Source organism: uncultured Friedmanniella sp. (assembly GCF_964244005.1).
GTDB lineage: Bacteria > Actinomycetota > Actinomycetes > Propionibacteriales > Propionibacteriaceae > Microlunatus.
Map to the genome: position 1 here is coordinate 32,611 of NZ_CAXTHG010000017.1, position 26,332 is coordinate 58,942.

The following is a 26,332-nucleotide window of genomic DNA, read 5'->3' on the forward strand; positions in this document are numbered from 1 at the left end:
ACCGTTGTCGAACGGGGCCGCCGTTCTCGCCCGGCCCCCGGCGTCTTGCGTTCCTGAGGTCAGCCGCTGATCTTGTAGAGCAGGCCGAGGGCCACGATGGCCGCCAGCCAGACCACGCCGATGATGATCGTGAGCCGGTCGAGGTTGCGTTCGGCCACCGAGGAGCCGCCCATCGAGGACGAGATACCGCCACCGAAGAGGTCGGACAGGCCGCCGCCGCGACCCTTGTGCATGAGCACGAAAAGGGCCAGCACGACGCTGGTCAGCACGAGGACGATCGAGAAGATCAAGATCGGCGTCGTCATCATGGGCACGAAAAACACGTGCAAAGCCTAACTCACAGCCGACGACATGCGCACCGCTGAGACCGTTCGACAGGCCCAGCGAGCGAAGCCGCGAAGCTCAGGGAGCGACGTCAGAGGACGGGCAGGTCGTAGAAGCGCGCGATCGCGGCGAACTCGTCGACCTGCAGGCTGGCCCCACCGACGAGGCAGCCGTCGATGTCGGGCTGGGCCATGATGGCCGCGATGTTGTCGGCCTTGACCGAGCCGCCGTAGAGGACGCGGATCTGGTCGGCGGCTGCGGCGGTGAAGCGGGCTCCGACCAGCCTGCGGATGGCCGCGCAGACCTCCTGCGCGTCGTCCGGCGTCGCCACTGCCCCGGTGCCGATGGCCCAGACGGGCTCGTACGCGATCACCAGGGAGGCGATCTGCTCGTTCGTCAGGTCGGTCACGGCGGTGTTGATCTGGCCCAGGCAGAACGCCACGTGGTGCCGCGCCTCGCGGACCTCGAGGTTCTCGCCGACGCAGATGATCGGGGTGACCCCGCCGTTGATCGCTCGCTGGGCTTTCTGGTTGACCACGTCGTCGCTCTCGGCGTGAAACTTCCGACGCTCCGAGTGGCCCACCAGGACGTAGCTGCAGTGGAGCTTGGCCAACATCTCCACCGAGACCTCCCCGGTGAAGGCGCCGCTCTTGTGTGCGGAGACGTCCTGGGCGCCGTACCCCAGCGTCAGTCGGTCGCCCTCGACCAGGGTCTGCACGGTGCGCAGGTCGGTGAACGGCGGCAGCACGACGACCTCGGACCGCTTGGGGTCGTGCTTCTTGTCGTCCAGCGTCCACGTCAGCTTTTGCACCAGACCGACGGCCTCGACGTGGTTGAGGTTCATCTTCCAGTTGCCGACCATCAGGGGCAGGCGAGCCATGTCAGGCCCCTTCCGTCTCGAGCACGGCCAGGCCGGGCAGGGTCTTGCCCTCCAGGTATTCCAGGCTGGCGCCGCCACCGGTCGAGATGTGGCCGAACGCGTCGTCGGCGAAGCCGAGGTCGCGGACCGCCGCAGCGGAGTCCCCGCCGCCGACCACGGACAGCCCGTCGACCTCGGTGAGCCCTTGGGCCACCGCACGGGTGCCGCCGGCGAAGCTCTCCCACTCGGCCACCCCCATCGGGCCGTTCCAGAACACCGTCTTGGCCGAGGCGATCACCGCCGCGAACACGCGAGCCGACTCCGGTCCGATGTCGAGCCCGATCTGGTCGGCCGGCATCGCGTCCGCCGACACGACGGTCGGGGTCGAGTCGGCCTGGAACGCCGGCGCCACCACGATGTCGGACGGCAGCACGATCTGCTTGCCGGTCGACGCGGCGACGTCGAGGTAGCCGCGGACGGCCTCGATCTGGTCGGCCTCGAGCAGGGAGCGGCCGACCTCGTAGCCCTGGGCGGCTAGGAAGGTGAAGACCATCCCGCCGCCGACGACGAGGGTGTCCGCGGTCTGCAGCAGGTTGGCGATCACGGCCAGCTTGTCGGAGACCTTAGCGCCGCCCAGGACCACCACGTACGGACGCTGCGGCTCCTCGGTCAGCCGCTTCAGTACCTCGACCTCAGCCAGCACCAGACCACCGGCCGCGTTCGGCAGCCGAGCGGCCAGGTCGTAGACCGACGCCTGCTTGCGGTGCACGACGCCGAAGCCGTCAGAGACGAACGCGTCGCCGAGCGCGGCGTAGCGGTCGGCGAGCTCGCCGCGGACCGCCTCGTCCTTGGACTCCTCCCCCGGCTCGTAGCGGACGTTCTCCAGCATCGCGACCTCGCCGTCAGCCAGGGCCGAGACCGTGGCCTGCGCCGACTCCCCGACCACGTCGGTGGCCAGGGTGACCGGACTGCCGAGCAGCTCGCTCAGCCGGGCCGCGGCGGGGGCGAGGGAGTACGTGGGGTTCACCTCACCCTTGGGCCGGCCGAGGTGCGCGAGCACGACGACCTTGGCGCCCGCGTCCCGCAGCGAGGTCAGCGTCGGCACCGAGGCGCGGATCCGGCCGTCGTCGGTGATCGTCGTGCCGTCGAGCGGGACGTTGAGGTCGCAGCGAACCAGGACGCGCTTGCCGCGCAGGTCGCCGAGGTCGGACACCGAGTGCATGAGCAGATCTCCTTAGCGGGGCGGACAGACACGCAACCGCTCCCCGAACCCGATGACAGGCGCGGGGAGCGGTGGGCGGGTCAGAGGTGGCTGCCGACCAGGCCGACGAGGTCGACGAGGCGGTTGGAGTAGCCCCACTCGTTGTCGTACCAGCCCACGACCTTGACCTGGTTGCCGATGACCTTGGTCAGGCCCGAGTCGAAGATGCAGGAGTGCGGGTCGGTCACGATGTCGCTGGAGACGATCGGGTCCTCGGTGTAGAGCAGGTAGCCCTTCAGCGGACCCTCGGCTGCGGCCTTGATGGCGGCGTTGACCTCGGCGGCGGTCGTCTCGCGACCGGCCTCGAAGGTCAGGTCGGTGGCCGATCCGGTGGGCACGGGCACCCGCAGCGCGTAGCCGTCCAGCTTGCCCTTGAGCTCGGGCAGCACCAGGCCGATGGCCTTGGCCGCGCCGGTGGAGGTCGGCACGATGTTGAGGGCCGCAGCGCGGGCGCGACGCAGGTCGGCGTGCGGGCCGTCCTGCAGGTTCTGGTCCTGGGTGTAGGCGTGGATCGTGGTCATCAGGCCCTTGACGATGGTGAACTCGTCGTTCAGGACCTTGGCCATCGGCGCCAGACAGTTCGTGGTGCAGGAGGCGTTGGAGATGATGTGGTGCGCGGCCGGGTCGTAGTCCTCGTGGTTGACACCCATCACCACGGTGAAGTCGTCGTTCTTGGCCGGCGCGGAGATGATGACCTTCTTGGCGCCGCCGTCGAGGTGGGCCTTGGCCTTCGTGCCGTCGGTGAAGAACCCGGTCGACTCCACGACGATGTCGGCGCCGATCTCGCCCCAGGGCAGGTTGGCCGGGTCGCGCTCGGCGTAGGACTTGATCAGGTGGTCGCCCACCTGGATGCCGCCCTCGACGACCGACACGGGCTGGCCGAGGCGGCCCAGGATCGAGTCGTACTTGAGCAGGTGGGCCTGGGTGTCGTCGGAGCCGAGGTCGTTGAAGGCCACGACCTCGATGTCGGCGCCGGAAGCCTGCACCGCCCGGAAGAAGTTGCGGCCGATGCGGCCAAAGCCGTTGATGCCCACGCGTACGGTCATGAAAGCGTTCTCCTCTGGAGTGCGACGAGCCCCTCGATCGGGACGTCCCCACCCTAACGAACTCCGGTCGGTCGCGTACCGACCGGGTGGCGACTGGTCTGATACCAGTGGTCCAGTGGTGTTACGCGGCCGTAACCCAGGCAGCGGACGTTCGAACCCGACGGAGGGCTCGGCTCAGTCGGCGTCCTCGAGCATGTCGGCGCTCAGGTTGGCCTCGGTCGAGGGGATGCCCAGCTCGACGGCCCGCTTGTCGGCGGTCGCCAGCAACCGCCGGATCCGACCCGCGACGGCGTCCTTGGTGAGCTGCGGGTCGTGCAGCTGGCCGAGCTCCTCGAGCGAGGCCTGCTTGTTCTGCACCCGCAGCATGCCGGCGGCCTTGAGGTGGTCAGGCACGTCGTCGCCCAGGATCTCCAGCGCCCGCTCGACCCGGGCTCCGGCCGCCACGGCGGCGCGGGCGGAACGGCGCAGGTTGGCGTCGTCGAAGTTGGCCAGCCGGTTGGCCGAGGCGCGCACCTCGCGCCGCATCCGCCGCTCCTCCCACGCCATCAGCGACTCGTGTGCACCGAGGTGGGTCAGCAGGGCGGCGATGGCGTCGCCGTCGCGGATCACGACCCGGTCGACCATCCGGACCTCGCGCGCCTTGGCGGCGATGCCGAGCCGGCGGGCGGCGCCGACCAGGGCAAGCGCGGCCTCCGGTCCGGGGCAGGTGACCTCCAGCGACATCGAACGGCCCGGCTCGGTGAGCGAGCCATGCGCCAGGAAGGCCCCGCGCCACGCAGCCGCGCAGTCACAGAGCCCACCACTGACCACCTGCGACGGCAGTCCGCGGACGGGACGGCCGCGAGAGTCGACCAGACCGGTCTGCCGGGCGAGGGCGTCCCCGTCCTTGACCACCCGGACCACGTAGCGGGTGCCGCGCCGGATACCGGCCGCGTTGACGACCACAAGCTCGCTCGGGTGCCCGAAGACCTCGCTGATGTCGGTCCGCAGCCGGCGGGCGGCGGCCCCGGTGTCCAGCTCGGCCTCGATCACGATCCGGCCGCTGACCAGGTGCAGCCCCCCGGCGAACCTCAGCGTCGCTGCGACCTCGGACTTGCGGCAGCAGGGCTTGGTGACCTTGATGGTCGCCAGCTCCGCCTTCACCTGCGCGGTCATAGCCATGCGGGGAATGATGCCACGCCGGCGTGTCGGCGCCCGACCGGACGGGGAGGCAGGGCGCCGGCACCCTCGGCGAGAAAGACGTTGCGACATCGTGCCGCGAGTACGCGGCACCATGTCGCCACGTCTTTGGCTCGGCCTGACTCTCGAGCTCAGCGGTCCATGATCTCGGCGTACGCGGAGGCGAGCCGCAGGGTGTCGTGCCGGGGCGAGCCGTCGCGGGCGGCCAGGTCGGCGACCACCAGCTCGGCGCCCAGCGACTTGGCCCAGCCGGGCAGGTGCGGGTCGCCGCCGGCGAACCGGGCGTCGGCCAGCACCACGTCGAGCCGCAGGTGCGGCGCGTGCTCGGCCAGCAGCTCGATGTGCTTGGCCGGGGAGAAGCCGGCCGTCTCCCCTGCCGGCTCGAGGTTGAGGGTGAGCAGCCGCCGCGCCGGCGTGGTCTCGATCGCGTGCGCGAGCGTGGGGACGAGGAGGTGCGGGATCACCGAGGTGAACCACGAGCCGGGTCCGAGCACGATCCAGTCGGCGGCCAGCACCACCTCGATCGACTCGGGACAGGCCGGCGGGTCCGCCGGCTCCAGGTGCACGGCCAGCACCTCGGCGCTGGTCTTGGCCACGGCAGCCTGACCGCGGACGGTGGCGGGCTCGTCGGGACGGCGCGGGTCCAGACCGATCACCTCGGCCACGATCTCGAGCGGGACGGCGGCCATCGGCAGCACCCGGCCCTTGGCTCCGAGCAGCTTCGCGACCATGTCGAGCCCGGCGACGGGATCGCCCAGCCGCTCCCAGAGCCCGGCGATCAGGAGGTTGCCGATCGCGTGGTCGCGCAGCGGTCCCGAGCCGGCGAACCGGTACTGCAGCACGTCCGCCCAGGTCCGACCGGACTGGTCGTCGTCGCACAACGCGGCCAGCGCCATCCGCAGGTCGCCCGGCGGCAGGCAGTTCAGCTCGGCGCGCAGCCGGCCGGACGAGCCACCGTCGTCGGCGACCGTGACCACCGCGGTCAGCCGGTCGGTCACCCGGCGCAGGGCGCTCAGCGACGCCGACAGGCCATGACCCCCGCCGAACGCGACCACCGCCGGTCGAAGCGGCCGCGACCCCACGACCGACGCGTTCACTCCCGGCCCAGGTCGCGGTGCAGCACGGTGGTCGGCCGGCCGCTGGCCCGTAGCCGCCGGGCGAACTCCTCGGCCATGGCCGTGCTTCGGTGCTTGCCGCCGGTGCAGCCGATCGCGATGGTGGCGAACCGCTTGCCTTCGCGGACGTAGCCGCCGGCCACCACCTCGAGCAGGCCCCGCAGGTGCTCGAGGAACGCTTCCGCGCCCTCCTGACCGAGCACGTAGTCACTGACCGGTCGGCTCAGGCCCGTCTGCGGTCGCAGCTCGGGAACCCAGTGCGGGTTGGGCAGGAACCGGACGTCCACCACCATGTCGGCGTCGACCGGCACGCCGTTCTTGAAACCGAACGACAGCAGCGTCACCCGCAGCTCGTCGAGCCCCTCGCCGCCGTACGCGTGCCGGACCCGGGAGCCCAGCTGGTGCACGTTCAGCGACGAGGTGTCGATGACCAGGTCGGCCGCCGCCCGCAGGGTGGCCAGCAGCTCGCGTTCGCGGGTGATCCCGTCGAGCAGCCGGCCGTCGCCCTGCAGCGGGTGCGGCCGCCGGACCGACTCCTGGCGGCGGACGATGACGTCGTCGGAGGCCTCGAGGAACAAGATCTCGGGCAGCGTACCGACGTGACCGAGGTCGGCGAACATGGTGGCGAGCTGCTCGAAGAACGAGCGGGTACGCACGTCCAGCACCACGGCCAGCCGGGTGATGCCGCTCTGCCGCGCTTGCCGGCAGACCTCCGGCAGCACGTTCGGCGGCAGGTTGTCGACCACGTACCAGCCGAGGTCCTCGAGGTTGTCGGCGGCGGTGGAACGCCCGGCCCCGGACATACCGGTGACGACGACCAACCGCAGCGACCCCGGGCCGGGACCGTCGACAACGGGCCCGGGCTCGGGATCGGGGGGCGCCTGGGAACCGGCGGACTCGGTGCTCACCGGCTCATTATCGTCAACCGGCATCCTCACTCCGCGCCGGTCAGGATCTCACCGGTCGCGGTGTTGACGGCCTCGGCCTGAGGTGCGGCGGCCAAGGCGTCCAGGATCGACTGGGCCAGCTTGGGCCCGAAGCCCGGTACCGCGGCGATCTCGCCCACGCTCGCCTGGCGCAGCTTCTTGAGCGAGCCGAAGTGGGTCATCAAGGCCTTGCGGCGGACCTCACCCAGCCCCGGCACCTGGTCGAGCAGCGACTCCACCATCGACTTGCTGCGGCGGGAGCGGTGGTGGGTGATGGCGAACCGGTGCGCCTCGTCGCGCAGCCGCTGCAGCAGGTACAGGCCCTCGCTGGTCCGCGGCAGGATCACCGGCTCCTCCAGGTCGGGCAGCCAGACCTCCTCCAGCCGCTTCGCCAGGCCGCAGAGCGCAACGTCGACGATCCCCAGCTCGTCCAGCGCCTGCGCCGCGGCCGCCACCTGGGGCGGGCCGCCGTCCACCACGACCAGGGCGGGGGCGTACGCGAACCGTCGCGGCGCGCCGGTGGTCGGGTCGACCAGCAGCGGCCCCTCGTTGCCGCCGTCCGCCTCGGCGGTGGCCAGCGCAAGGCGGTCGTCCAGCAGGCGGCGGAAGCGGCGGGTGATCACCTCGTGCATAGCCGCCACGTCGTTCTGGCCGTCGACGCCCCGGATGACGAAACGCCGGTACTCGCTCTTGCGCGGCAGCCCGTCCTCGAAGACGACCATCGACGCGACCACCTCGGTGCCTTGGAGGTTGGAGATGTCGTAGCACTCCATCCGCAGCGGCACCGACGGCAGCTCCAGCGCCTCCTGGATCTCCTCCAGCGCGCGGTTACGGGTGGAGAGGTCACCGGCGCGCGTGGTCTTGTGTCGGATCAGCGCCTGTTGCGCGTTGCGGGCGACCGTCTCCATCAACGTGCGCTTGTCGCCACGCTGCGGCACCCGGATGTCGACGTGCGACCCGCGTCGCTCGCTGAGCAGCTCGGTCAGCGACTCCAGCGACGGCGGCAGCGCCGGCACCAGGATCTCCTTCGGCACCGCGTCCCGGTCGGTCGTGCTGGGCTCGGACTCGGAGTAGAGCTGCAGCAGGAACGACTCGATCAGCTCTCCGGTCTCGCTCTCGTCGAACCGGTCGGCCACCCAGCCGCGCTCGCCGCGGACCCGGCCGCCGCGGACGTGGAAGATCTGGACGGCGACCTCCAGCGGGTCCTCCGCGACCGCGACCACGTCGGCGTCGGTCCCGTCCTTGAAGACGATCGCGTTCTGCTCGCTCGCTCGTTGCAGGGCGCCGATGTCGTCCCGGATCCGGGCCGCGCGCTCGAACTCGAGCTCGTCGCTGGCCCGGCGCATGTCGCGTTCGAGCCGCTTGATCATCGGCGCGGCCTGGCCGGCCATGAAGGTGCAGAACTCGTCGACGATCGCGCGGTGCTCGTCCGGGGTCACCCGGCCGACGCAGGGGGCGGAGCACTTGCCGATGTAGCCGAGCAGGCAGGGCCGGCCCAGCTGGCGGTGGTTCTTGAACACCCCGGGGCGGCAGGAGCGCATCGGGAAGACGCGCAGCACCAGGTCGACGGTCTCGCGGATGGCCCACGCGTGGGAGTAGGGACCGAAGTAACGGGTGCCCTTGCGCTTGGGGCCGCGACCGACCGTCACCCGCGGGAACTCCTCGCTCAGCGTGACGGCCATCCAGGGGTAGGACTTGTCGTCGCGGTACTTGACGTTGAAGCGGGGGTCGTACTCCTTGATCCAGGAGTACTCCAGCTGCAGCGCCTCGACCTCGGTCTGGACCACCGTCCAGTCCACCCTGGTCGCGGTCAGCACCATCGTCTGGGTCCGGCTGTGCAACGAGCCCAGGTCGGCGAAGTAGGAGTTGAGCCGCGAGCGCAGGCTCTTCGCCTTGCCGACGTAGATGACCCGGCCCTCGGCGTCGGAGAAGCGGTAGACCCCCGGCTGCTCGGGGATCGACCCGGGCGCCGGCCGGTACGCCAGCGGATGCCGTGACGGAGGACGGACAGAGGGAACAGCCACGGACCTCACTGTAGGTGGCGCAACTGACAGTGCCGGATGACGCTGAGCCCGACAGCGGGGTCCGGCCAGAAAGGTCGGCGGTGTCGTCGACTACGTGCTGAGCCACGGTCAGGTCGCACCACGAGATCGCGCCAGATCACCCTGGACAGCCGCGGCGTTCCCAGCAAGCCTGAACGCGAAGACGGCCACGGCGCCGGCCTCCACCTGCTCGTTCGGGTCGGCGTCGTGCTGGTTGAGCACGAACTGCCCGATGTTCGGGAGGCGGGGACGCCGGAGCGCGGTGACCGCTACGGCGACGCGGTCGTGGTGAGCTCCCTGCAGCCTCAGGAGGGAAGAGGACGAACACGAGGGCGCTCAGCCGCGGATGCAGACACAGCCACACGCGCCCTGAGCCTGTCGAAGGCCTCGAAGAGGTTGCGCTCACCCAACAGCAAGCGTGACCGTACCCCCTCGGAGCCATCGACAAGCTCGGGACGCGTTGGGGTCAGGCGCGGACCACGACCTTGTCGCCCGCCACGGTGACCGCCGACTCCTTCAGCGGCGAGCTGGCCGGCGGCTTCGTGACCGAGCCGTCCTTGATGGAGAAGGCGCTGCCGTGGCACTTGCAGATGATGGCGCCGTCGGCGATCTCGGAGACCGGGCAGCCCTTGTGGGTGCAGATCTTGCTGAAGGCCTTGAAGTCGCCCTTGGTGGGCTGGGTGACCACGTAGTCGGCGTCTTTCATGATGACGCCGCCGCCCACCGGCACGTCCGAAGTGGCCACGCTCGGACCGGACGGTACGGCGGGCGCGCTCGGCTTGGGGGTGGAGGCCTTGGTCGCGGACGGCGGGGCCGACGACGCCGGGGTGGAAGGGGCGGGAGCGGAGGTGGCCGGTGCGGCCGACTCGACCGGAGCGGGGGTGCCGGCGTCGGACGAGCAGGCCGCGAGCGCGGCACCCCCGCCGGCCAGGACCACGACCCCAGCCGTCCGGAGGACGGTGCGGCGGGAGGGGGAAGCGTCGGAGCGGACAGGGCTGGCGTGGTCGGACATGGGACCTCCGGGACGGGTATGGGCCTGGCTCGGGCGACGGCTGGGGTCAGCCGTTACCCGGTGAGACGAGCGGGCGAGCCCGAACGTTCGACATAACTCGAAGATTCAACTGGCTTTGCGTGCCGGGACCGCTTTCCGGGGCGGTACGGCCTTGGTGGCGGCGACCTTCTTCGCCGCCGCCTTGGCGGCACGCTCCTCCGCGGCGATGGCCTTCTGCGCCTTCTTCGTGAGCGGCCGACTCGGGACCAGGGACGGCTGGGCCTGGCCCACCGGCACGGCCCGACCTTCGAGCAGCGGCCGCAGGTACTCCCCGGTGAAGGACTCCGGGCTGGCGGCGATCTTCTCGGGCGTGCCCTCGGCGATCACCGTGCCGCCGCGCGAACCACCCGCAGGACCCATGTCGATCAGCCAGTCGGCCGTCTTGATCACGTCAAGGTTGTGCTCGATCACCACCACGGTGTTGCCGGCGTCAACGAGCTTGCCGAGGACCAGCAGCAGCCGCCGGATGTCCTCGAAGTGCAGACCGGTGGTCGGCTCGTCCAGCACGTACAGGGTGCGGCCGGTCGAGCGCTTCTGCAGCTCGCTGGCCAGCTTGACCCGCTGCGCCTCACCACCAGACAGCGTGGTGGCCGGCTGACCGAGCCGGACGTAACCCAGCCCGACGTCGACGAGGGTGCTGAGGTGCCGAGCGATCGAGGGCAGCGCCGCGAAGAACTCGAGCCCCTCCTCGATGCTCATGTCGAGCACCTCGGAGATCGACTTGCCCTTGTAGTGCACCTCGAGGGTCTCGCGGTTGTACCGGGCGCCGTGGCAGACCTCGCACGGGACGTACACGTCCGGCAGGAAGTTCATCTCGATCTTGATCGTGCCGTCGCCGGTGCAGTTCTCGCAGCGGCCGCCCTTGACGTTGAACGAGAACCGGCCCTGCTGGTAGCCCCGGACCTTGGCCTCCTGGGTCTCGGAGAACAGCCGCCGGACGTGGTCGAAGACGCCGGTGTATGTCGCCGGGTTGGACCGGGGCGTCCGGCCGATCGGGGACTGGTCGACGTGGATGATCTTGTCGACCTCGTCGGCGCCGGTGATGGAGCGGTGCCGGCCCGGGACGTCGCGGGCGTTGTAGATCCGCTTGGCCAGCGCGGTGTAGAGGATGTCGTTGACCAGCGTCGACTTGCCCGAGCCCGAGACGCCGGTGACCGCGATCAGCTGGCCGAGCGGGAAGGAGACGGTGACGTCGCGCAGGTTGTGCTCGACCGCGCGGTGGACGGTGATCTCGCGGCCCTTGGTTCGCGGTCGACGCACCGCCGGCAGAGCGATCTCGCGGCGACCGGACAGGTAGGCACCCGTCAGCGAGGTGGGATGGTCGAGCAGCTCCTGGACGGTGCCGGAGTGCACGACGTGTCCGCCGTGCTCGCCGGCGCCGGGGCCGATGTCGACGGCCCAGTCGGCGACCTTGATCGTGTCCTCGTCGTGCTCGACCACGATCAGGGTGTTGCCCATGTCCCGCAGCCGGATCAGGGTGTCGATCAGCCGCCGGTTGTCGCGCTGGTGCAGGCCGATGCTCGGCTCGTCGAGGACGTACAGCACCCCGACCAGTCCGGAACCGATCTGGGTGGCCAGCCGGATCCGCTGCGCCTCCCCGCCGGAGAGGCTGCCGGTGGGTCGGCTGAGCGACAGGTAGTCCAGGCCGACGTCGAGCAGGAACCGCAGCCGCTCGTTGATCTCCTTCAACACCCGTTCGGCGATCTGCCGCTCGCGGTCGCTGAGCTCGAGCTGCAGCAGGAAGGCCGCCGCCTCGTCGATCGACATCGACGAGATCTCGGCGATGTTCTTGCCGCCCAGGGTCACCGCCAGCGAGGTCGGCTTGAGCCGGGCACCGTGGCAGGTCGTGCACGGCACCTCGCGCATGTACCCGGCGAACCGCTCGCGGGAGGTGTCGGTCTCGGCCTCGGCGTGCCGACGCTCGATGTAGGAGATGACGCCCTCGTACTTGGCGTTGTACGAGCGCTCGCGACCGTACCGGTTCTTGTACCGCACGTGCACCTGGTTGGGCACGCCGTGCAGCAGGATCTTCTGCGCCGCCGCCGGCAGCCGGTGCCACGGCACGTTCGTGCTGAAGCCGACACTCTCGCTGAGCGACTCGATCAGCCGCAGGAAGTAGTCGGCCACGTGCGCGGAGGACCACGGGGCGATGGCGCCCTCGGCCAGGGTCAGCTCGTCGTCGGGAACGACCAGGTCGGGGTCGACCTCCATCCGGGTGCCGAGCCCTGAGCACTCGGGGCAGGCGCCCCACGGGCCGTTGAAGGAGAACTGCCGCGGCTCCAGCTCCTCGATCGCGATGTCGTGGTCATTGGGACAGGCCATCTTCTCGGAGTACCGACGCTCGCGTAGCGGGTCCTTCTCGTCCAGGTCGACGAAGTCGACGGCCACCACGCCCTGGGCCAGGCCGAGGGCCGTCTCGACCGAGTCGGTCACCCGCTGCTTGGAGCTGGGCTTGACCGCGAGCCGGTCGACGATGACGTCGATCGAGTGCTTCTTCTGCTTGTCGAGCACCGGCGGCTCGATCAGCTGGACGACCTCGCCGTCGACCCGCACCCGGCTGAAGCCGTCGCCGGCCAGCTGGCGGAAGACCTCGACGTACTCGCCCTTGCGGCCACGGACGACCGGCGCGAGCACCTGGAAGCGGGTGCCTTCGGGCAGCGCCATCAGCCGGTCGACGATCTGCTGCGGCGACTGACGGCTGATCGGCTCGCCGCAGACCGGGCAGTGGGGCCGGCCGGCGCGCGCGTAGAGCAGCCGCAGGTAGTCGTAGACCTCGGTGATGGTGCCGACCGTGGAGCGCGGGTTGCGGCTGGTCGACTTCTGGTCGATCGAGACCGCCGGGGAGAGGCCCTCGATGAAGTCGACGTCGGGCTTGTCCATCTGGCCCAGGAACTGGCGCGCGTACGCCGACAGCGACTCCACGTAGCGACGCTGGCCCTCGGCGAAGATCGTGTCGAAGGCCAGGCTGGACTTCCCGGAGCCCGAAAGTCCGGTGAACACGATCAACGCGTCGCGGGGGAGGTCGAGGGAGATGTTGCGCAGGTTGTGCTCGCGAGCACCCCGGACGATTAGACGGTCCATCACGATGCACCATCGTAGGTGGGGCCTGTGACAGTTCTCGAAGACGTGAGCTCCCGACCGCTACGGTGGGACCGTGCCCGACGCCGAGACCCTGCCTGACGCCGTGTCGGAAGCCGCTCCGGCGGCGGCAGCTGGGCAGCAGGCCCAGCTCGCGAGCCTGCGGGCCGAGCTGCTCGAGGCGACCAGCCGGCTGCTCGGCCACACCATCGCGGTCGCCGACCCGGACTGGCGTGGACCGAGCCGGCTGCCCGGCTGGAGCCGCGGCCACCTGGCGACGCACATCGCCCGACAGGCGGACGGGCTCGGCCGGCTCGCCGGCTGGGCCCGGACGGGGATCCGGCAGGACATGTACGACTCCCCCGAGCAGCGCGAGGAGCAGATCGACGAGGGCGCCGGCCGGTCGGGCCTCGAGCTGCAGATCGACCTCGACACCTCAGCCGGCCGGCTCGACCGGGCGTTCGAGGAGCTGGACGAGCACGGCTCCTGGGACGCGGTGGTCACCCTGCGCGGCGGCTTGGCGGTGCGGGCCCGGCTGCTGCCGCTGGCCCGGCTGCTCGAGGTGGTGCTGCACCACGTCGACCTCGACACCGGTTACGAGCTGTCCGACGTCGAACCGGCGACCGCTGACTGGCTGCTGGAGTGGTGCGCCTTCCGGCTGCGCGAGCGCGACGAGTTCCCGCGGCTCGAGCTGGTCTCCGACACCACGACGATCGCCGTCGGCAGCTCCGGCGAGCCACGGACCGTCCGCGGCCCCAGCGCCGACCTGCTGGGCTGGCTGACCGGACGCAGCGACGACGCCGCGCTCACCGGCGGCGACGGCCTGCGGCTGCCGGCGTTCTGACCCACCCGCTGCCCCCTGCTGCTTCCTCCGAGAGGACTCCTGATGCCCGGACTGAACCACGTCGACGCCGGCGGCGAGCCGCTCACCCTGTCGCTGTCGGCCACGCTGACCGTGACCAAGCTCAGCGTCGGCCCGATGGACAACAACGCCTACCTGCTGCCCAGCGGTGACGCCTCTCTGCTGGTCGACGCCGCGGCCGACGCGCCGCGACTGCTGGCGGTCACGGGGAACCAGCTCGACACCATCGTCACCACCCACCGGCACGGCGACCACTGGCAGGCCCTGAGCGAGGTGGCCGAGGCGACAGGTGCCGTTCTGCGCTGCGGTCGGCCGGACGTGCACGCGATCGCCACCGGCGCGTGGGTGGAAAACCTCAGCGGGCTCTGGGACGGCGACCAGGTGGTCGTCGGGAACGAGCGGCTCGAGGTGATCGGCCTGGTCGGGCACACCCCCGGGTCCATCGCCCTCGCCTACGGCGGGCCGGACGGGACGCACCTCTTCACCGGCGACAGCCTCTTCCCCGGCGGGCCGGGCAAGACCGCGAGCAGCGTCGATTTCTCCTCGCTGATGGACGACCTGGAGCAGAAGGTGTTCGCCCGCTTCGACGACGACACCGTCGTCCACCCGGGCCACGGCGACGACACCACCCTCGGCGCCGAACGTCCGCACCTGGCCGAGTGGCGGGCCCGCGGCTGGTAGGGACCAGCCGCGGACGAGACCACCACGGTCCAGGCCGGATCACCGGACCGGCAGCCCGGTCAGGTGAGGTTCGGGATGCCCCCGAAGGCCGCGCCGTCGTGGTTGGCGCGAGCCGCACCGCTGGCGGCGTGGCCGCGGGCCACCGCCAGCAGCAGCCAGAGCACGACCACCAGGAAACGGAGACGGCCACGAGGGCACCGCACGCGCACGGGTGCTCCCTTCAGCTGGGTCGGCTGACGTGACGAGCAGAGGGACCAGACCCTGGTCCGACCCGGGCCGGACCGCAGGCCGACGTCGCTCTTCGCCTCGCCTGGAACCCTGGAGCCGTGACCACGGATGAGCCTCGGGCCCAGCGGATCCCGCCGGTGAGCCGGCGCGGGCTCCTCGGGCTGGCCGGGGCCGGGGCCGCGACGATCCTGCTCGGCGGCTGCACCCCCGCGACCCGGGACCCCGCGGCCGACAATCCGCCGGCGACGCCGGACCGCTGCGTCTCCCGTGGCTCCCTCGACGAGCACGGCACCCTCGCCAAGCTGCCGCTGGTCTATGAGATCAGCCAGGAGCGCGCCTCGTTCGCGTTCGACGGCGGCTTCCACACCCAGCTGGGCGACTGGCTCGGCGGCTACCGGGAGCGGTCGGGGCTGACCGCACCCGACCAGGTGTGGACCTACGGCGCGTACGTCGCCGGCGGCTCCGACTGCAGCTCGTGGCACGCGGCCGGCCGGGCGTTCGACCTGGCCCGGCTGCGGCTGCGCGGTGGGGACTTCGTGTCCTGCCGCTACGACCGCTGGCGCTCGACGACCGGGGCCGAGCGGCAGCGGGCCCAGCGCCGCTACTGGGCCCTGGCCGCCAGCCTGCACCTCGACTTCGCCTACGTGTTGACCTATCTCTACAACGCGACCCACGCCAACCACATCCACATCGACAACGGACGCTCCGGCCGCGGCCGTTCGACCCTGTCCACGTCGTCGCCGTCACAGCTGCAGGCGGTCCAGGCCATCTGCACCCACTTGTGGGACGACCCGGTGGAGGTCACCGGCCGCTGGGACTCCCCCACCCGCCGGGCAACCAAGCGCGTGCTGGCACAGATCGGCCACGGCGGCGACCTCGACGACTCGGTCGACGCCTGGCGCGCGTTCCTGACCGCCTCCGTCCCCCGCGGCGCCGAAGCAGGCTGAACGTGCAACAAGTTGCGACATGGTGCCGCGTACTCGCGGCACCATGTCGCAGGTTGTTGACCAACAGCCTCTTGCCCGGTTCGGTAGGAGCCCTTACGATTACTTCGTAAGGAAGCCTTACCCGTCCAACGGAGGATGATCCCATGACCAGCACCACGACCGGCACGGCCCGGAGCGAGCTCACCGGACTGCCGCACTGGGAGACCCAGCCCGATGACCTGGCCGCGGCGACACGCGAGATCAAGCACGCCCTGCGGGAGCGGATCGCCGCCTCAGGGCGCACGGTCGGGGACGTCGTGGCCGAGGTCGAGGACTTTCTCCGCGCCGAGATCGCCGACATCCTCACCACCCGTGCCCGCGGCGAAGAGGTCTGGCCGGTGGTCGACTACGCCGACATCGAGGCCGGCACGGTGAGCGAGGAGACGCTCGCGCTGGTGCAGCGCCGGGGCTGCGTGGTGGTCCGCGGACATTTCGAGCGGAAGCAGGCCGAGCAGTGGGACCGCCAGATCGTCGACTACGTGGACGGCAACCACTTCTTCGAGCACTACGCCGGACCGGCCGACGACTTCTTCGGCGACCTTGACGCCGGCAAGCCCGAGATCTATCCCGTCTACTGGTCCTGCGCCCAGATGGAGGCCCGGCAGCACCCCCGGATGGCCCGGGTGCAGTCGTTCCTGAACGCGCGCTGGACGTCGGCGAGCGAGGGCCGGAGATGGTTCGACCCCGAGCGCGACAGCCTCTACCCCGACCGGATCCGCCGCCGTCCGCCGGGCGCCGACTCCGGCGGCCTCGGCACCCACCTCGACCCCGGCACGCTCGACCTGTGGATGACCGAGGGCTACCAGCAGACCTTCCGGCACCTCTTCGCCGGCGACTTCGCGGCGTACGACCCGTGGGACGCCTCGTACCGGACCGAGGCCGCGCAGTTCCCCGGCTCGACCATGTGCTCGGCGTTCCGCACCTTCCAGGGCTGGACCGCGCTGAGCGAGATGCCCTCCGACCAGGGCGTCCTGCACACGGTACCGATCCCCAAGGCGATGGCCTACCTGATGCTGCGGCCCCTGCTGGACGACGTCCCCGAGGACAGCATGTGCGGGGTCAAGCCCAACCACACGTTCCCGGTGACCGAGGAGTGGCATGCGCTGCTGATGGACGCCGTCTCGGGCATCCCGAGCGTCCAGCCGGGCGACTCGGTCTGGTGGCACTGCGACCTGGTGCACGCGGTCGCGCCGGTGACCGACCAGCAGGGCTGGGGCAACGTGATGTACATCCCGGCCGCGCCCTGGTGCCCCAAGAACGAGCAGTACGCCGGTCTGGTCCGCGACGCGTTCCTGGCCGGTCGGAGCCCGTACGACTTCCCGGAGGAGCACTACGAGGTCGCCTGGCCCGACCGCTTTGCCCCTGACCAGCTCAACGCGATCGGCCGCCGCGGCCTGGGCCTGTGACCCTGCCCGTCGAGGAGCCGTTGCGGCCGTCGCTGGAGATGGTGCGGCAGCTGACGGACCGTCGGGTGTTCGAGCAGCTGCTGGCGGCGAGCCCCCTGACCCGGGCGGCGATCGCCGCTCGTACCGGGATATCCAAGCCGACCATCTCCGAGAGCGTGCGCCGACTGATCGAGGCCGGCGTGGTCGTCGAGGACGGGCTGCAGCTCGGTGGTCGGGGTCGGGCCGGTACGGCCTGCCGACTGCGGCTGGACGCCGCCGCGGCCCTGGCCGTCTCGGTCGGACCGGACGGCGTCGTGGTCGACACGTTCGACCTGCTGGGCGAGCGGCTGGCGCACGTCGAGCAGCCCGTACCGCCGCCACCGCTGGAGGGCCGAGAGCTCGTCCCGATCCTGCAGGCGGCCGTCCAGGCGGCGGTTCGGCAGACCCCCGGCGTCATCCGCAGCTGTGCGGTCAGCGTGGCCGGTCCGGTCGACCGGCGGAACGGTGCCCTGCTCCCGCTGCCGCACGCCCCGTTCCTGGTGGGTGAGTTCGCGGCCGCGGACGTGCTGGCCGGCGTCGCCCCGACGGTCGAGGTCGACAACGACGTCAACTGGGCGGCCCTGGCCGAGCGCAGCCACGGCAATGCCACCGACCTCGACGACGTCGTGCTGGCCTACCTCGGGGCCGGGGTCGGTGGTGCCGTCATGCTCGGCGGCCGGGTGGTCCGGGGAGCCACCGGGATGGCCGGCGAGCTGGCCCACGTACGAACCGACGGGCCGGGTGGCCGGAGCCGCACGCTGGTCGAGTGCTTCGCTGCGTGGGACCTGATGCGGCCCGGCTCGGAGGCGATCGACGTCTCGCGGGTCCGCGGCATCCTGCTCAGCGACGCACCGGCCGACCGCCGGACCGGCGACGCGATTGCGGCCGCCGTCGCCGGCGCGCTCGGCTCGGTCGTCGCCCTGCTCGACCCCCAAGGCGTCCTGGTCGGCGGACCCTGGGGCAGCACAGTGGGCTTCCTGCAGCGGGTCACCGACCGGATGGAGATGTCGGAGCGTGCCCTGGTGATGCGTCCCACCGCGCTCGTCGACGCCCCCGAGCACGACGGCGTCCGGATCCGGGCCGTGGCCAGCGCCCGCCAGGCCGTGGTCAACGCGTTCTGAGCGGGGCACCTCGTCACTAGGCTCTGGGCCGTGCGACGGTTCGACGAGGTGCTGACCCCGCGGCTACGGCTGCGCCGCTGGCGAGACGCCGACCGGCAGCCGTTCGCTGACCTGAACGCCGACCCCGAGGTGATGCGCTACTTCCCGTCGACGCGCGACCGGGCGGCGAGCGACGAGCTGGTGGAGCGGATCGAGGCCCGGTTCGACGAGCAGGGCTACGGGCTGTGGGCGCTCGAGCGGCTCGCGGACGGCGCGTTTCTGGGCTTCACCGGGCTCAACTCGATGCCGGACGGTACGCCGGGCGTCGGTGACACCGAGGTCGGCTGGCGGCTCGCGCGCTCGGCCTGGGGTCACGGCTACGCCACCGAGGCCGGGACCGCCGCGTTGCGGATCGCCTTCGCCGAGCTGGGCCTGCCGCACATCTGGTCGATCACCACGGTGGGCAACGTGGCCTCCCAAGCCGTGATGCGGCGGCTCGGCTTGACCGAGCACTCGCGCTACCGCCAGCCGACCCTGCCGCTGGACCACGAGCTGTCCGCCGCCGTGGCCTTCCGCAAGCAAGCGGACCACTCCTGAGTCTCATGCGCCCGGCCCGCCCAGATGCGCCCGGCCGGCGGGGCGCATGACGGCCGCCGGGGCGCACGGACGGGCGTGACCGTCTCGACGAGCGGTCGCTACTCCCCCGTCGACCCGTCGACCGACTCCCGCAGCAGGTCAGCGTGGCCGTTGTGCCGGGCGTACTCCTCGATCAGGTGCAGCAAGACGTAGCGCACACTGGGCCGCCGGCCGTCCGGCCAGGGTGGCCGCTGGACCAGGCCGTCCAGACCACCGTCGGCGAGCGCCTCGGCGACCGCCGTCCGGGACCGGTCCACCGCCGTCTGCCACCGCTCGCGCAGCTTCTCCGGCGAGTCGGACGCGGCCGACGTGAACTCCCAGTCCGGGTGTGCGGTCCAGTCGACCGCCCTCCAGTACGGGTCGCGGTCCCGGGCGTGCAGGCACCACCAGCACCAGTGGTCCTCCACCCAGGCCAGGTGGTTGAGCAGCCCGCCCAGGGTCATCGTCGACGTCGCGGTGGTCGCACCGAAGCCCGACGCGTCCAGCCCGGCACACTTCCAGGCCAACGTGGCCCGCTGCCAGTCGAGGAATCCGAGCACCATGGCGGCCTCGTCCCCGTCGAGCGGCGGCTCGGGCCGACCATGTTCGTCGACGTCAGGCATGGCGGACAGGTTAGTGGCACCTTCCGCACCACGCGAGGGTGCGGCAGCATGACGGGATGACCACACTCACGGGCCAGCAGGTCGCCGACGCCGGGCTGACCGGCTGGGCCAACCTGCTCGGCAGTCTGCAGACCCGGATCATCACCTCCGACTTCACCACCGGGCTGGCGCTGCTGAACGCGATCGGCGCCGCGGCGGTGGAGATGGACCACCATCCCGACCTCGACCTGCACTACGGCCACCTCGGCGTCCGGCTCACGAGCCACGACGCGGGCGGCATCACCGGGCGCGACATCCGGCTGGCCCGACGCATCACCACCCTCGCGGCGGCCACCGGGCTCGAGCTCGGTTCGGCGCACCTCACCCAGGTCGAGATGGGCCTCGACACGCCGGCGTCCGCGGCGATCCTGCCGTTCTGGGCCGCCGTCCTGGCGGTGGACCCCCCGCCCGCCCCGGAGGCCCACGAGCTGCCCGACCCGTACGGCGACTTCCCGACCGTCTGGTTCCAGACCTCGGGCAGCGAGGAGCCCCGACAGCGCTGGCACCCCGACCTCTGGGTCGATCCCGCGGCCGTCCAGCCGCGGATCGACGCCGCCCTCGCCGCCGGCGGCACCCTGGTCAGCGAGGACGAGGCCCCGGCCTTCTGGGTGCTCGCCGACCCCGAGGGCAACCGCGTCTGCCTGTGCACCTGGCAGGACCGGGACTAGTTTGCTGGACCGGTCAGGGGTTGACGGCCAGGAAGCCGAAGGCGGCGAGCAGCACGAGGTGGACCACGCCTTGGAGCCGGGTGGCGCGGCCGGGGACGACGGTCAGCACACCGACCACGACGGTCAGGGCGAGCAGCACCATCTGGGTGGAACCGAGGCCGAGCTCGAGGGGGACGTCGATCCAGATGGTGGCGACCGCGATGGCCGGGATGGTCAGCCCGATGCTGGCCATCGCCGAGCCAAGGGCGAGGTTGAGGCTGGTCTGGATCCGGTCCCGCAGGGCGTTCCGCGAGGCGGCGAGCGTCTCGGGCAGCAGGACCAGCAGGGCGATCACCACCCCGACGAAGGAGGGCGGCAGGCCGGCCGCCTCGACGCCCGCCTCGATGGCCGGTGACTCCACCTTGGCGAGGCCGACGACGGCGACGAGCGCGACCAGCAGCAGCGCCAGACTCGTGATGGCCCCCCGGTCGGTGGGCGGGTCGGCGTGCTCCTCCGCCTCGATCACCACCCCGGCCGAGGTCACCGGCAGGAAGAAGTCGCGGTGCCGCACGGTCTGGGTGAGCACGAACGCGCTGTAGAGGACGAGCGACGCGAGCGCGGCGAAGGCCAGCTGCGACGGGGAGAACTCCGGCCCCGGCCGGCTGGTGGTGAAGGTCGGCAGCACCAGGCTCAGGGTCGCGAGCGTGGCGACCGTGGCCAGCGCGGCCCCGGTGCCCTCGGCGTTGAACAAGGTGATCTTGTAGCGGACCGCCCCGATCAGCAGCGAGAGCCCGACGATCCCGTTGACGGTGATCATCACCGCCGCGAACACCGTGTCCCGCGGCAGCGTCGCCGTCTTGGCGCCGCCGGACAGCATCAGCGTGATGATCAGCGCCACCTCGATGATCGTCACCGCGACGGCCAGGACCAGCGATCCGAACGGCTCGCCGACGCGGTGCGCGACCACCTCCGCGTGGTGTACCGCGGCCAGGACCGCCCCGCCGAGGACCAGCGCCACGAGGGCCACCACCACGCCGGGAAGGTCCCGACCCCAGGTCAGCGCCAAGACCACCAACGCCAGCACGGGCACGAGCACGACCCAGGACAGGCCTGGTCGGAGTGCGCTGATCATGGCGTCAAGGATGACAGAGGCGGCGCCAACCGGCGGGACGCAGACTTGACGGCAGCACCACGAAGCAGGTTAGCCTTACCTAACTAGGACGAGGAGATGCCATGACCCTGACCCGCCGCCACCTGCTCGCCACCGCCGCCGTGGCCGCCATCGGACTGCCGCTCGCTGCCTGCTCGACCGGCCCGTCGAACACCGCCGCCCCAGCTGCCCCCGCGGCCTCCGCGGCCTATCCGGTGACCGTCACCCATGCGTTCGGTGAGACCACGATCACCGCGCCGCCGACCCGGGTGGCCACCGTGTCCTGGGTCAACGCCGACGTCGCGCTCGCGCTCGGCGTGGTCCCGGTCGGCATGCCCAAGGACGAGTACGGCGGCAACGCGGCCGGGTCCACGCCGTGGAAGGACACCGCGCTGGCGGCGGCCGGGGCGGCGATCGGCACCGGCAGGGCGCCGGCCCAGTACTCCGAGGCCGACGGCGTGAACGACAACGCCATCGCCGCGGCGACGCCGGACCTGATCCTGGCCGCGTACTCCGGACTCACCCGCGAGGAGTACGACAAGCTCAGCAAGATCGCGCCCGTCGTCGCCTACCCGAAGGTGGCGTACGGCACGCCGTGGCAGGAGTCGACGGCCCTGATCGGGAAGGCGCTCGGCCGCGACGCCGAGGCCACCGACCTGATCGCGCGGACCGAGAAGACGATCGCCGACAAGGCCGCCCAGTACCCCCAGCTGAAGGGCAAGACCTTCATCTACGGCAACCTCGAACCGGCCAAGGGCGGGGTCAACGTCTACACCGCCAACGACAACCGACCGCGGTTCCTGACCTCGATCGGCATGACCCAGGCGCCCGTCGTCGCCGCGAACACCAAGGACGAAGCCTTCTTCTTCCCCTGGTCGGCCGAGCGCGCCGACGAGCTGGAGTCCGACGTCTTCGCCACCTGGGTGCCCGACAGCAAGACCGCAGGCCAGATCATCTCCGACCCGCTGCTCGGCCAGATCCCGGCGGTCAGGCGAGGCGCCCTGGTCGCCGACTCCGACAACACGCTGACGCTGGCCATCTCGGCGTCCAGCCCGCTGAGCCTGCCGTGGGCGCTCGACACGTTCCTGCCCCAGCTCGCCGCCGCGGCGGACAAGGTCAGCTGATGTCCCCGGCCGCGACGCTCCCCGTCCGGGCTCGGCCGAGCGCCCGTAGGGGTCGATGGCCGCTGCCGGTCGTGCTCGGCCTGGCCCTGCTCGGTGTTGTCGCGGTCGGTACGGCCTCGTTCGCCCTGGGCGCCCGCCCGGTGCCGTGGCCGACCGTGCTGGAGGCCTGGACCAGCTATGTCCCCGGCGACGGCGACCACGCGGTGGTCCGCTCCCGGGCGCCGCGGACCGTGATCGGTCTCGTGGTCGGCGGCGCGCTCGGCCTCGCCGGCGCGGCCATGCAGGGCGTGACCCGCAACCCGTTGGCCGACCCCGGCATCCTCGGTGTCAACGCCGGCGCGGCGCTGGCCGTCGTGACCGGGATCCAGGTCTTCGGCGTCACCGACCTGAGCGGCTACGTCTGGTTCGCGCTGGCCGGCGCCGGCGTCGCAGCCCTCGTCGTCTACGGGGTCGCCAGCCTGGGGCGTGAGGGCGCGACCCCGGTCAAGCTGGCCCTGGCCGGAGCGGCCGTCGGGGCGGGGCTGTTCTCGCTGCTGAACGCGATGCTCGTCGCCAGCGCCGCCACCTGGGACAGCTACCGCTTCTGGGCGGTCGGCGCACTCACGGGACGCGACTGGCCGCAGCTGAGCGCAGCGGCTCCCTTCCTGGCGGTCGGCGCGGTCATCACTTCGGTCACCGGCCGAATCCTGAACGGCCTCGCCTTCGGCGACGACCTGGCGCGCGGCCTCGGCCAACGGGTCGGTCTCGGCCGCGCCATCACCGCGCTCGGGGCGGTGCTGCTCTGCGGGGCCGGGACCGCGCTGGTGGGGCCGATCGCCTTCGTCGGGCTGGTGGTGCCGCACGTGGCCCGGGTCCTGGTCGGCGCCGACTACCGGCGGGTGCTGCCGCTGTCGATGCTGCTCGGGGCCGTGCTGCTGCTGGGCGCCGACGTCGTCGGCCGAGTGGTGCAGCCGCCCGGCGAGGTCCCGGCCGGCCTGCTGACCGCCCTGCTCGGCGCCCCCGTGTTCGTCTGGCTGGTCCGGCGCCGCCGGACGGTGACGCTGTGACCGCCGTTCTCGCCGACACCACCGGGATCCCCACGGGCCCGGCCCCCGTGACCCCGGCCGCCGTCCGGACTCGGACACGTCGGCGCCGCGCCCGGGTGCTGGCCCTGCTCGGGCTGGCCGTGGTCGGCCTGTTCGCGGTGAACGTGCTGCTCGGCCGGTACCCGGTGACGATTCCCGACTTCGTCCGGATCCTGGCCGGTGAGCAGATCCCCGGCGCCTCGTTCATCGTGCTCGAGAACAAGCTCCCGCGCGCGGTCGTCGCGACCGGCGTGGGCGTGGGGTTCGGGGTGGCCGGAGCGGTGTTCCAGACCCTGCTGCGCAACCCGCTGGCCAGCCCGGACGTGATCGGGGTCACCTCCGGAGCCAGCGCGGCGGCCGTCTTCGCCCTGGTGGTGCTCGGCGGCGCAGGAGCGGCCGTCCCGCTGGCCGCCCTCGCTGGAGCGGGCCTGACCGCGGTGGTCATCCAGCTGCTCGCCGCCGGGGGTGGTGCGACCGGCCAGCGGCTGGTGCTGATCGGGATCGGCCTGGCGGCGGTGCTCAACGCGGTCACCAGCTATCTGCTCACCCGGTCGGACCTGCGGACCGCCGCGGACGCGCTGGTCTGGCTGACCGGCTCGCTCAACCACGCGAGCTGGGAACGCGTCGGCTGGACGGCGGCTGCGGCCGTGGTGCTGCTGCCCGCGGCCGCCGCGCTGTCCCGCGGCCTCCGCGGCCTCGAGCTGGGCGACGACGTGGCTGCGGCCACCGGCGTACCGGTCCGCCGGGTCCGGTTCGCGCTGCTGGCCGTCGCGGTCGCGCTCGCGGCGGTGGCCACGGCCGCGGCCGGCCCGGTCTCCTTCATCGCCTTCCTCGCGGGCCCCATCGCCCGTCGGCTGCTGGGCGGGGCGACCTCGCTGGCGGCCGCAGCCCTGGTCGGGGCGCTGATCGTGCTCGGCGCCGAGTTCGTCGCCGCCAACGCGCTCGCCGACACGGCCCTGCCGGTCGGCGTCGTCACGGGCGCTCTCGGCGCCCCGTTCCTGCTGTATCTGCTGGTCGCCGCCAACCGCGGCGGCCGAGGAGGGTGACCGTGAGCACGCACACGCTGGACGCCGAAGGCCTGACCCTGGCGTACGAGGACCGGACGGTCGTCCACGAGCTGACGCTGCGGCTGGCGCCGGGCCAGGTGACGGCCGTCGTCGGCCCGAACGCCTGCGGCAAGTCCACCCTGCTCCGGGGGCTGTCCCGGCTGCTGACTCCGACGGCCGGCACGGTGCTGCTGGACGGTACCGCCATCGCCGACCGGCCGACGCGGGAGGTGGCGCGGCTGCTCGGGCTGTTGCCGCAGACCGCCGTCGCTCCCGAGGGGATCACCGTCGCCGACCTGGTGGGCCGGGGCCGGTTCCCGCACCAGGGCTTCTGGCGGCGCTGGTCGGCCGCGGACGAGAACGCGGTCGCTGCGGCGCTGACCGCCACGGGCACCGCGGCGCTGGCCGACCGCAGTGTCGACGAGCTGTCCGGCGGCCAGCGGCAACGGGTCTGGATCGCTATGGCGCTGGCCCAGGAGACCGACATCCTGCTGCTGGACGAGCCCACGACGTTCCTCGACCTGGCCCACCAGATCGAGGTGCTCGACCTGCTCGCCGAGCTCAACGCCGAGCGGGGCACCACCGTCGTGATGGTGCTGCACGACCTCAACCTCGCCGCCCGCTACGCCGACGTCCTGGTCGCCATGCAGGACGGCCGGGTGGTCCGGTCCGGACCGCCGGCGACCGTGGTCACCGAGGAGCTGGTGACCCGGGTGTTCGGCCTCGGCTGCCGGGTGGTGGCCGACCCGGTGACCGGGACGCCGCTGGTGGTGCCGATCGGCCGGCACCGGGCTCCGACCGACCTGCCCGGAACGACCCCTGTGGAGGTACCGGCATGACCGTCACCACGACCGCCCCGCCGCTGTTGACCTTTCCGCTCGAAGTGGCCGCGACCGTCCGGCTCTCCCCCACCTTCGTCCGGGTGACGCTGACCGGGGAGGCGCTGACCCGCTTCCACCCCGGCGGCCCGCTCGGTCCGCGCGACCAGCGGGTCAAGCTGCTGCTGCCCGAGCCAGGGAGGCCGACGCCCGACCTGGCCGACCTCTCCCCCGGCTGGTACCTGCGCTGGCGGGCGCTGCCGCCGGCCGAACGCGGCCACCTGCGGACGTACACGGTCCGGGCGCTGCGGCTGAACGGACCGGAACCGCAGCTCGACCTCGACTTCGTGCTGCACGGGGGTTCGGGACCGGCCGGCCCGGGGTGCACGTGGGCTGCGAGGGCGCGTCCCGGCGACCGGATCACCGTGCTGGGGCCGAACGCCGCCGCCGACGTCGCGGCCGGCATCGAGTGGCTGCCGCCGGCGCCCCTGGCCGGGGTCGGCGTCCGCGTCCTCCTGGTCGGGGACGAGACGGCCGTCCCCGCGGCCAGCGCGGTGCTGGAGTCGCTGCCCGCCGGCTATCGCGGCACCGCCCTGCTCGAAGTGCCCGGATCGGCTGACTTCGTCGACCTGCGACCCACCGGCGGGGTCGAGGTGACCTGGTTCGCCCGGGGCCGCCGGCCGTACGGGGAGCGGCTGCGCCAGGCGGTCCGCGCGCTGTTGGCCGCCGACCCGCTAGGGCCCGTGGCGACGACGACGCCGTCGGTGCCGGAGGTCGACATCGACGCCGAGGTGCTGTGGGACACCCCGTCCTTCCTCGGCCTGCACGCGGCGCCTCGACCCGAGCCCTGCTACGTCTGGGTGGCCGGCGAGGCCGGGATGGTCCGCGACCTGCGCCGGCTGCTGCTGAGCGACCACGGCCTCGACCGCGGCAGCGCCTCGTTCATGGGCTACTGGCGGCAGGGACGCGCCGAGCTCATCTGACGCCGACTTGTCAGACCCTCACGGTGCTCCAGCCCTGACGTTCTGGCAAGTCGGCAGGATC

The 26,332-nt window shown here is 72.0% G+C and carries 25 protein-coding genes; 12 read left to right on the top strand and 13 right to left on the bottom strand.

Going from position 1 to position 26,332, the window contains the following annotated elements:
• Window positions 1-59: 59 nt before the first annotated feature.
• The 10 genes from secG to uvrA form a co-directional block, all read right to left on the bottom strand.
• Window positions 60-305: a preprotein translocase subunit SecG gene (secG, locus tag ACFE76_RS12175; protein WP_375432081.1), complete on the bottom strand. Its 246-nt coding sequence runs from the start codon at window positions 303-305 to the stop codon at window positions 60-62.
• A gap of 110 nt (window positions 306-415) precedes the next feature.
• The gene (gene tpiA / locus ACFE76_RS12180; protein WP_375432025.1) at window positions 416-1,204 is read right to left on the bottom strand and encodes a triose-phosphate isomerase; all 789 of its coding nucleotides are present in this window, start codon (window positions 1,202-1,204) and stop codon (window positions 416-418) included.
• A 1-nt stretch (window position 1,205) separates the two neighbouring features.
• Window positions 1,206-2,405: a phosphoglycerate kinase gene (locus ACFE76_RS12185; protein WP_375432026.1), complete on the bottom strand. Its 1,200-nt coding sequence runs from the start codon at window positions 2,403-2,405 to the stop codon at window positions 1,206-1,208.
• 80 nt (window positions 2,406-2,485) lie between these two features.
• Complete coding sequence (gene gap, locus ACFE76_RS12190) at window positions 2,486-3,490, bottom strand: type I glyceraldehyde-3-phosphate dehydrogenase (RefSeq protein WP_375432027.1); 1,005 nt, start codon at window positions 3,488-3,490, stop codon at window positions 2,486-2,488.
• Window positions 3,491-3,664: 174 nt separating this feature from the next.
• Entirely contained in the window at window positions 3,665-4,651 is a 987-nt protein-coding gene (gene whiA, locus ACFE76_RS12195; protein WP_375432028.1) for a DNA-binding protein WhiA, read from the bottom strand.
• A 149-nt stretch (window positions 4,652-4,800) separates the two neighbouring features.
• Entirely contained in the window at window positions 4,801-5,751 is a 951-nt protein-coding gene (gene yvcK, locus ACFE76_RS12200; protein ID WP_375432029.1) for a uridine diphosphate-N-acetylglucosamine-binding protein YvcK, read from the bottom strand.
• A gap of 11 nt (window positions 5,752-5,762) precedes the next feature.
• Window positions 5,763-6,692, bottom strand: a complete 930-nt coding sequence (rapZ, locus tag ACFE76_RS12205) for an RNase adapter RapZ (protein WP_375432030.1) — start codon at window positions 6,690-6,692, stop codon at window positions 5,763-5,765.
• Between the two features lie 26 nt (window positions 6,693-6,718).
• A complete protein-coding gene (uvrC, locus tag ACFE76_RS12210) occupies window positions 6,719-8,734 on the bottom strand; it encodes an excinuclease ABC subunit UvrC (protein ID WP_375432031.1) in 2,016 nt (671 codons plus the stop codon).
• Window positions 8,735-9,218: 484 nt separating this feature from the next.
• The gene (locus ACFE76_RS12215; RefSeq protein ID WP_375432032.1) at window positions 9,219-9,764 is read right to left on the bottom strand and encodes a Rieske (2Fe-2S) protein; all 546 of its coding nucleotides are present in this window, start codon (window positions 9,762-9,764) and stop codon (window positions 9,219-9,221) included.
• 105 nt (window positions 9,765-9,869) lie between these two features.
• On the bottom strand, window positions 9,870-12,884 hold the full coding sequence (gene uvrA / locus ACFE76_RS12220) for an excinuclease ABC subunit UvrA (protein ID WP_375432082.1): 3,015 nt from the start codon (window positions 12,882-12,884) through the stop codon (window positions 9,870-9,872).
• A 73-nt stretch (window positions 12,885-12,957) separates the two neighbouring features.
• On the opposite strand from uvrA, the gene ACFE76_RS12225 reads away from it, so the two are divergent.
• Both ACFE76_RS12225 and ACFE76_RS12230 read left to right on the top strand, forming a co-directional pair.
• Window positions 12,958-13,725, top strand: coding sequence for a maleylpyruvate isomerase family mycothiol-dependent enzyme (locus tag ACFE76_RS12225; protein WP_375432033.1), 768 nt, complete (start codon window positions 12,958-12,960; stop codon window positions 13,723-13,725).
• Between the two features lie 42 nt (window positions 13,726-13,767).
• On the top strand, window positions 13,768-14,424 hold the full coding sequence (locus tag ACFE76_RS12230) for an MBL fold metallo-hydrolase (RefSeq protein ID WP_375432034.1): 657 nt from the start codon (window positions 13,768-13,770) through the stop codon (window positions 14,422-14,424).
• Between the two features lie 59 nt (window positions 14,425-14,483).
• Here the strand turns inward: ACFE76_RS12230 and ACFE76_RS12235 are convergent, their stop codons facing one another.
• Complete coding sequence (locus ACFE76_RS12235; RefSeq protein WP_375432035.1) at window positions 14,484-14,633, bottom strand: hypothetical protein; 150 nt, start codon at window positions 14,631-14,633, stop codon at window positions 14,484-14,486.
• 117 nt (window positions 14,634-14,750) lie between these two features.
• On the opposite strand from ACFE76_RS12235, the gene ACFE76_RS12240 reads away from it, so the two are divergent.
• From ACFE76_RS12240 to ACFE76_RS12255, 4 genes are all read left to right on the top strand, one after another.
• The gene (locus ACFE76_RS12240; protein WP_375432036.1) at window positions 14,751-15,599 is read left to right on the top strand and encodes an extensin family protein; all 849 of its coding nucleotides are present in this window, start codon (window positions 14,751-14,753) and stop codon (window positions 15,597-15,599) included.
• Window positions 15,600-15,742: 143 nt separating this feature from the next.
• Window positions 15,743-17,044 carry a DUF1479 domain-containing protein gene (locus tag ACFE76_RS12245; protein WP_375432037.1) on the top strand — a complete coding sequence of 434 codons (1,302 nt, stop codon included), beginning with the start codon at window positions 15,743-15,745 and terminating at the stop codon, window positions 17,042-17,044.
• A complete protein-coding gene (locus ACFE76_RS12250; protein ID WP_375432038.1) occupies window positions 17,041-18,183 on the top strand; it encodes an ROK family protein in 1,143 nt (380 codons plus the stop codon). The genes ACFE76_RS12245 and ACFE76_RS12250 overlap by 4 nt, the downstream gene beginning before the upstream one ends.
• A 30-nt stretch (window positions 18,184-18,213) precedes the next feature.
• A complete protein-coding gene (locus ACFE76_RS12255) occupies window positions 18,214-18,759 on the top strand; it encodes a GNAT family N-acetyltransferase (protein WP_375432039.1) in 546 nt (181 codons plus the stop codon).
• Window positions 18,760-18,857: 98 nt separating this feature from the next.
• On the opposite strand, the gene ACFE76_RS12260 is transcribed toward ACFE76_RS12255, so the two are convergent.
• Complete coding sequence (locus ACFE76_RS12260; protein WP_375432040.1) at window positions 18,858-19,400, bottom strand: DinB family protein; 543 nt, start codon at window positions 19,398-19,400, stop codon at window positions 18,858-18,860.
• A 56-nt stretch (window positions 19,401-19,456) separates the two neighbouring features.
• On the opposite strand from ACFE76_RS12260, the gene ACFE76_RS12265 reads away from it, so the two are divergent.
• Entirely contained in the window at window positions 19,457-20,107 is a 651-nt protein-coding gene (locus ACFE76_RS12265; protein WP_375432041.1) for a 4a-hydroxytetrahydrobiopterin dehydratase, read from the top strand.
• Window positions 20,108-20,120: 13 nt separating this feature from the next.
• Here the strand turns inward: ACFE76_RS12265 and ACFE76_RS12270 are convergent, their stop codons facing one another.
• Complete coding sequence (locus ACFE76_RS12270) at window positions 20,121-21,218, bottom strand: calcium:proton antiporter (RefSeq protein ID WP_375432042.1); 1,098 nt, start codon at window positions 21,216-21,218, stop codon at window positions 20,121-20,123.
• A 101-nt stretch (window positions 21,219-21,319) separates the two neighbouring features.
• Between ACFE76_RS12270 and ACFE76_RS12275 the strand changes: the two genes are divergently transcribed.
• From ACFE76_RS12275 to ACFE76_RS12295, 5 genes are read left to right on the top strand one after another with little or no spacing between them, the layout of a single operon-like run.
• A complete protein-coding gene (locus ACFE76_RS12275; protein WP_375432043.1) occupies window positions 21,320-22,360 on the top strand; it encodes an iron-siderophore ABC transporter substrate-binding protein in 1,041 nt (346 codons plus the stop codon).
• On the top strand, window positions 22,360-23,406 hold the full coding sequence (locus tag ACFE76_RS12280; protein WP_375432044.1) for a FecCD family ABC transporter permease: 1,047 nt from the start codon (window positions 22,360-22,362) through the stop codon (window positions 23,404-23,406). Before ACFE76_RS12275 ends, ACFE76_RS12280 begins: the two co-directional genes overlap by 1 nt.
• Window positions 23,403-24,470 (top strand): FecCD family ABC transporter permease, encoded by a 1,068-nt coding sequence (locus tag ACFE76_RS12285; RefSeq protein WP_375432045.1) that lies wholly within the window; start codon window positions 23,403-23,405, stop codon window positions 24,468-24,470. The genes ACFE76_RS12280 and ACFE76_RS12285 overlap by 4 nt, the downstream gene beginning before the upstream one ends.
• A 2-nt stretch (window positions 24,471-24,472) precedes the next feature.
• Window positions 24,473-25,309, top strand: coding sequence for an ABC transporter ATP-binding protein (locus ACFE76_RS12290; RefSeq protein ID WP_375432046.1), 837 nt, complete (start codon window positions 24,473-24,475; stop codon window positions 25,307-25,309).
• Window positions 25,306-26,271, top strand: coding sequence for a siderophore-interacting protein (locus ACFE76_RS12295; RefSeq protein ID WP_375432047.1), 966 nt, complete (start codon window positions 25,306-25,308; stop codon window positions 26,269-26,271). Before ACFE76_RS12290 ends, ACFE76_RS12295 begins: the two co-directional genes overlap by 4 nt.
• Window positions 26,272-26,332: the final 61 nt, after the last annotated feature.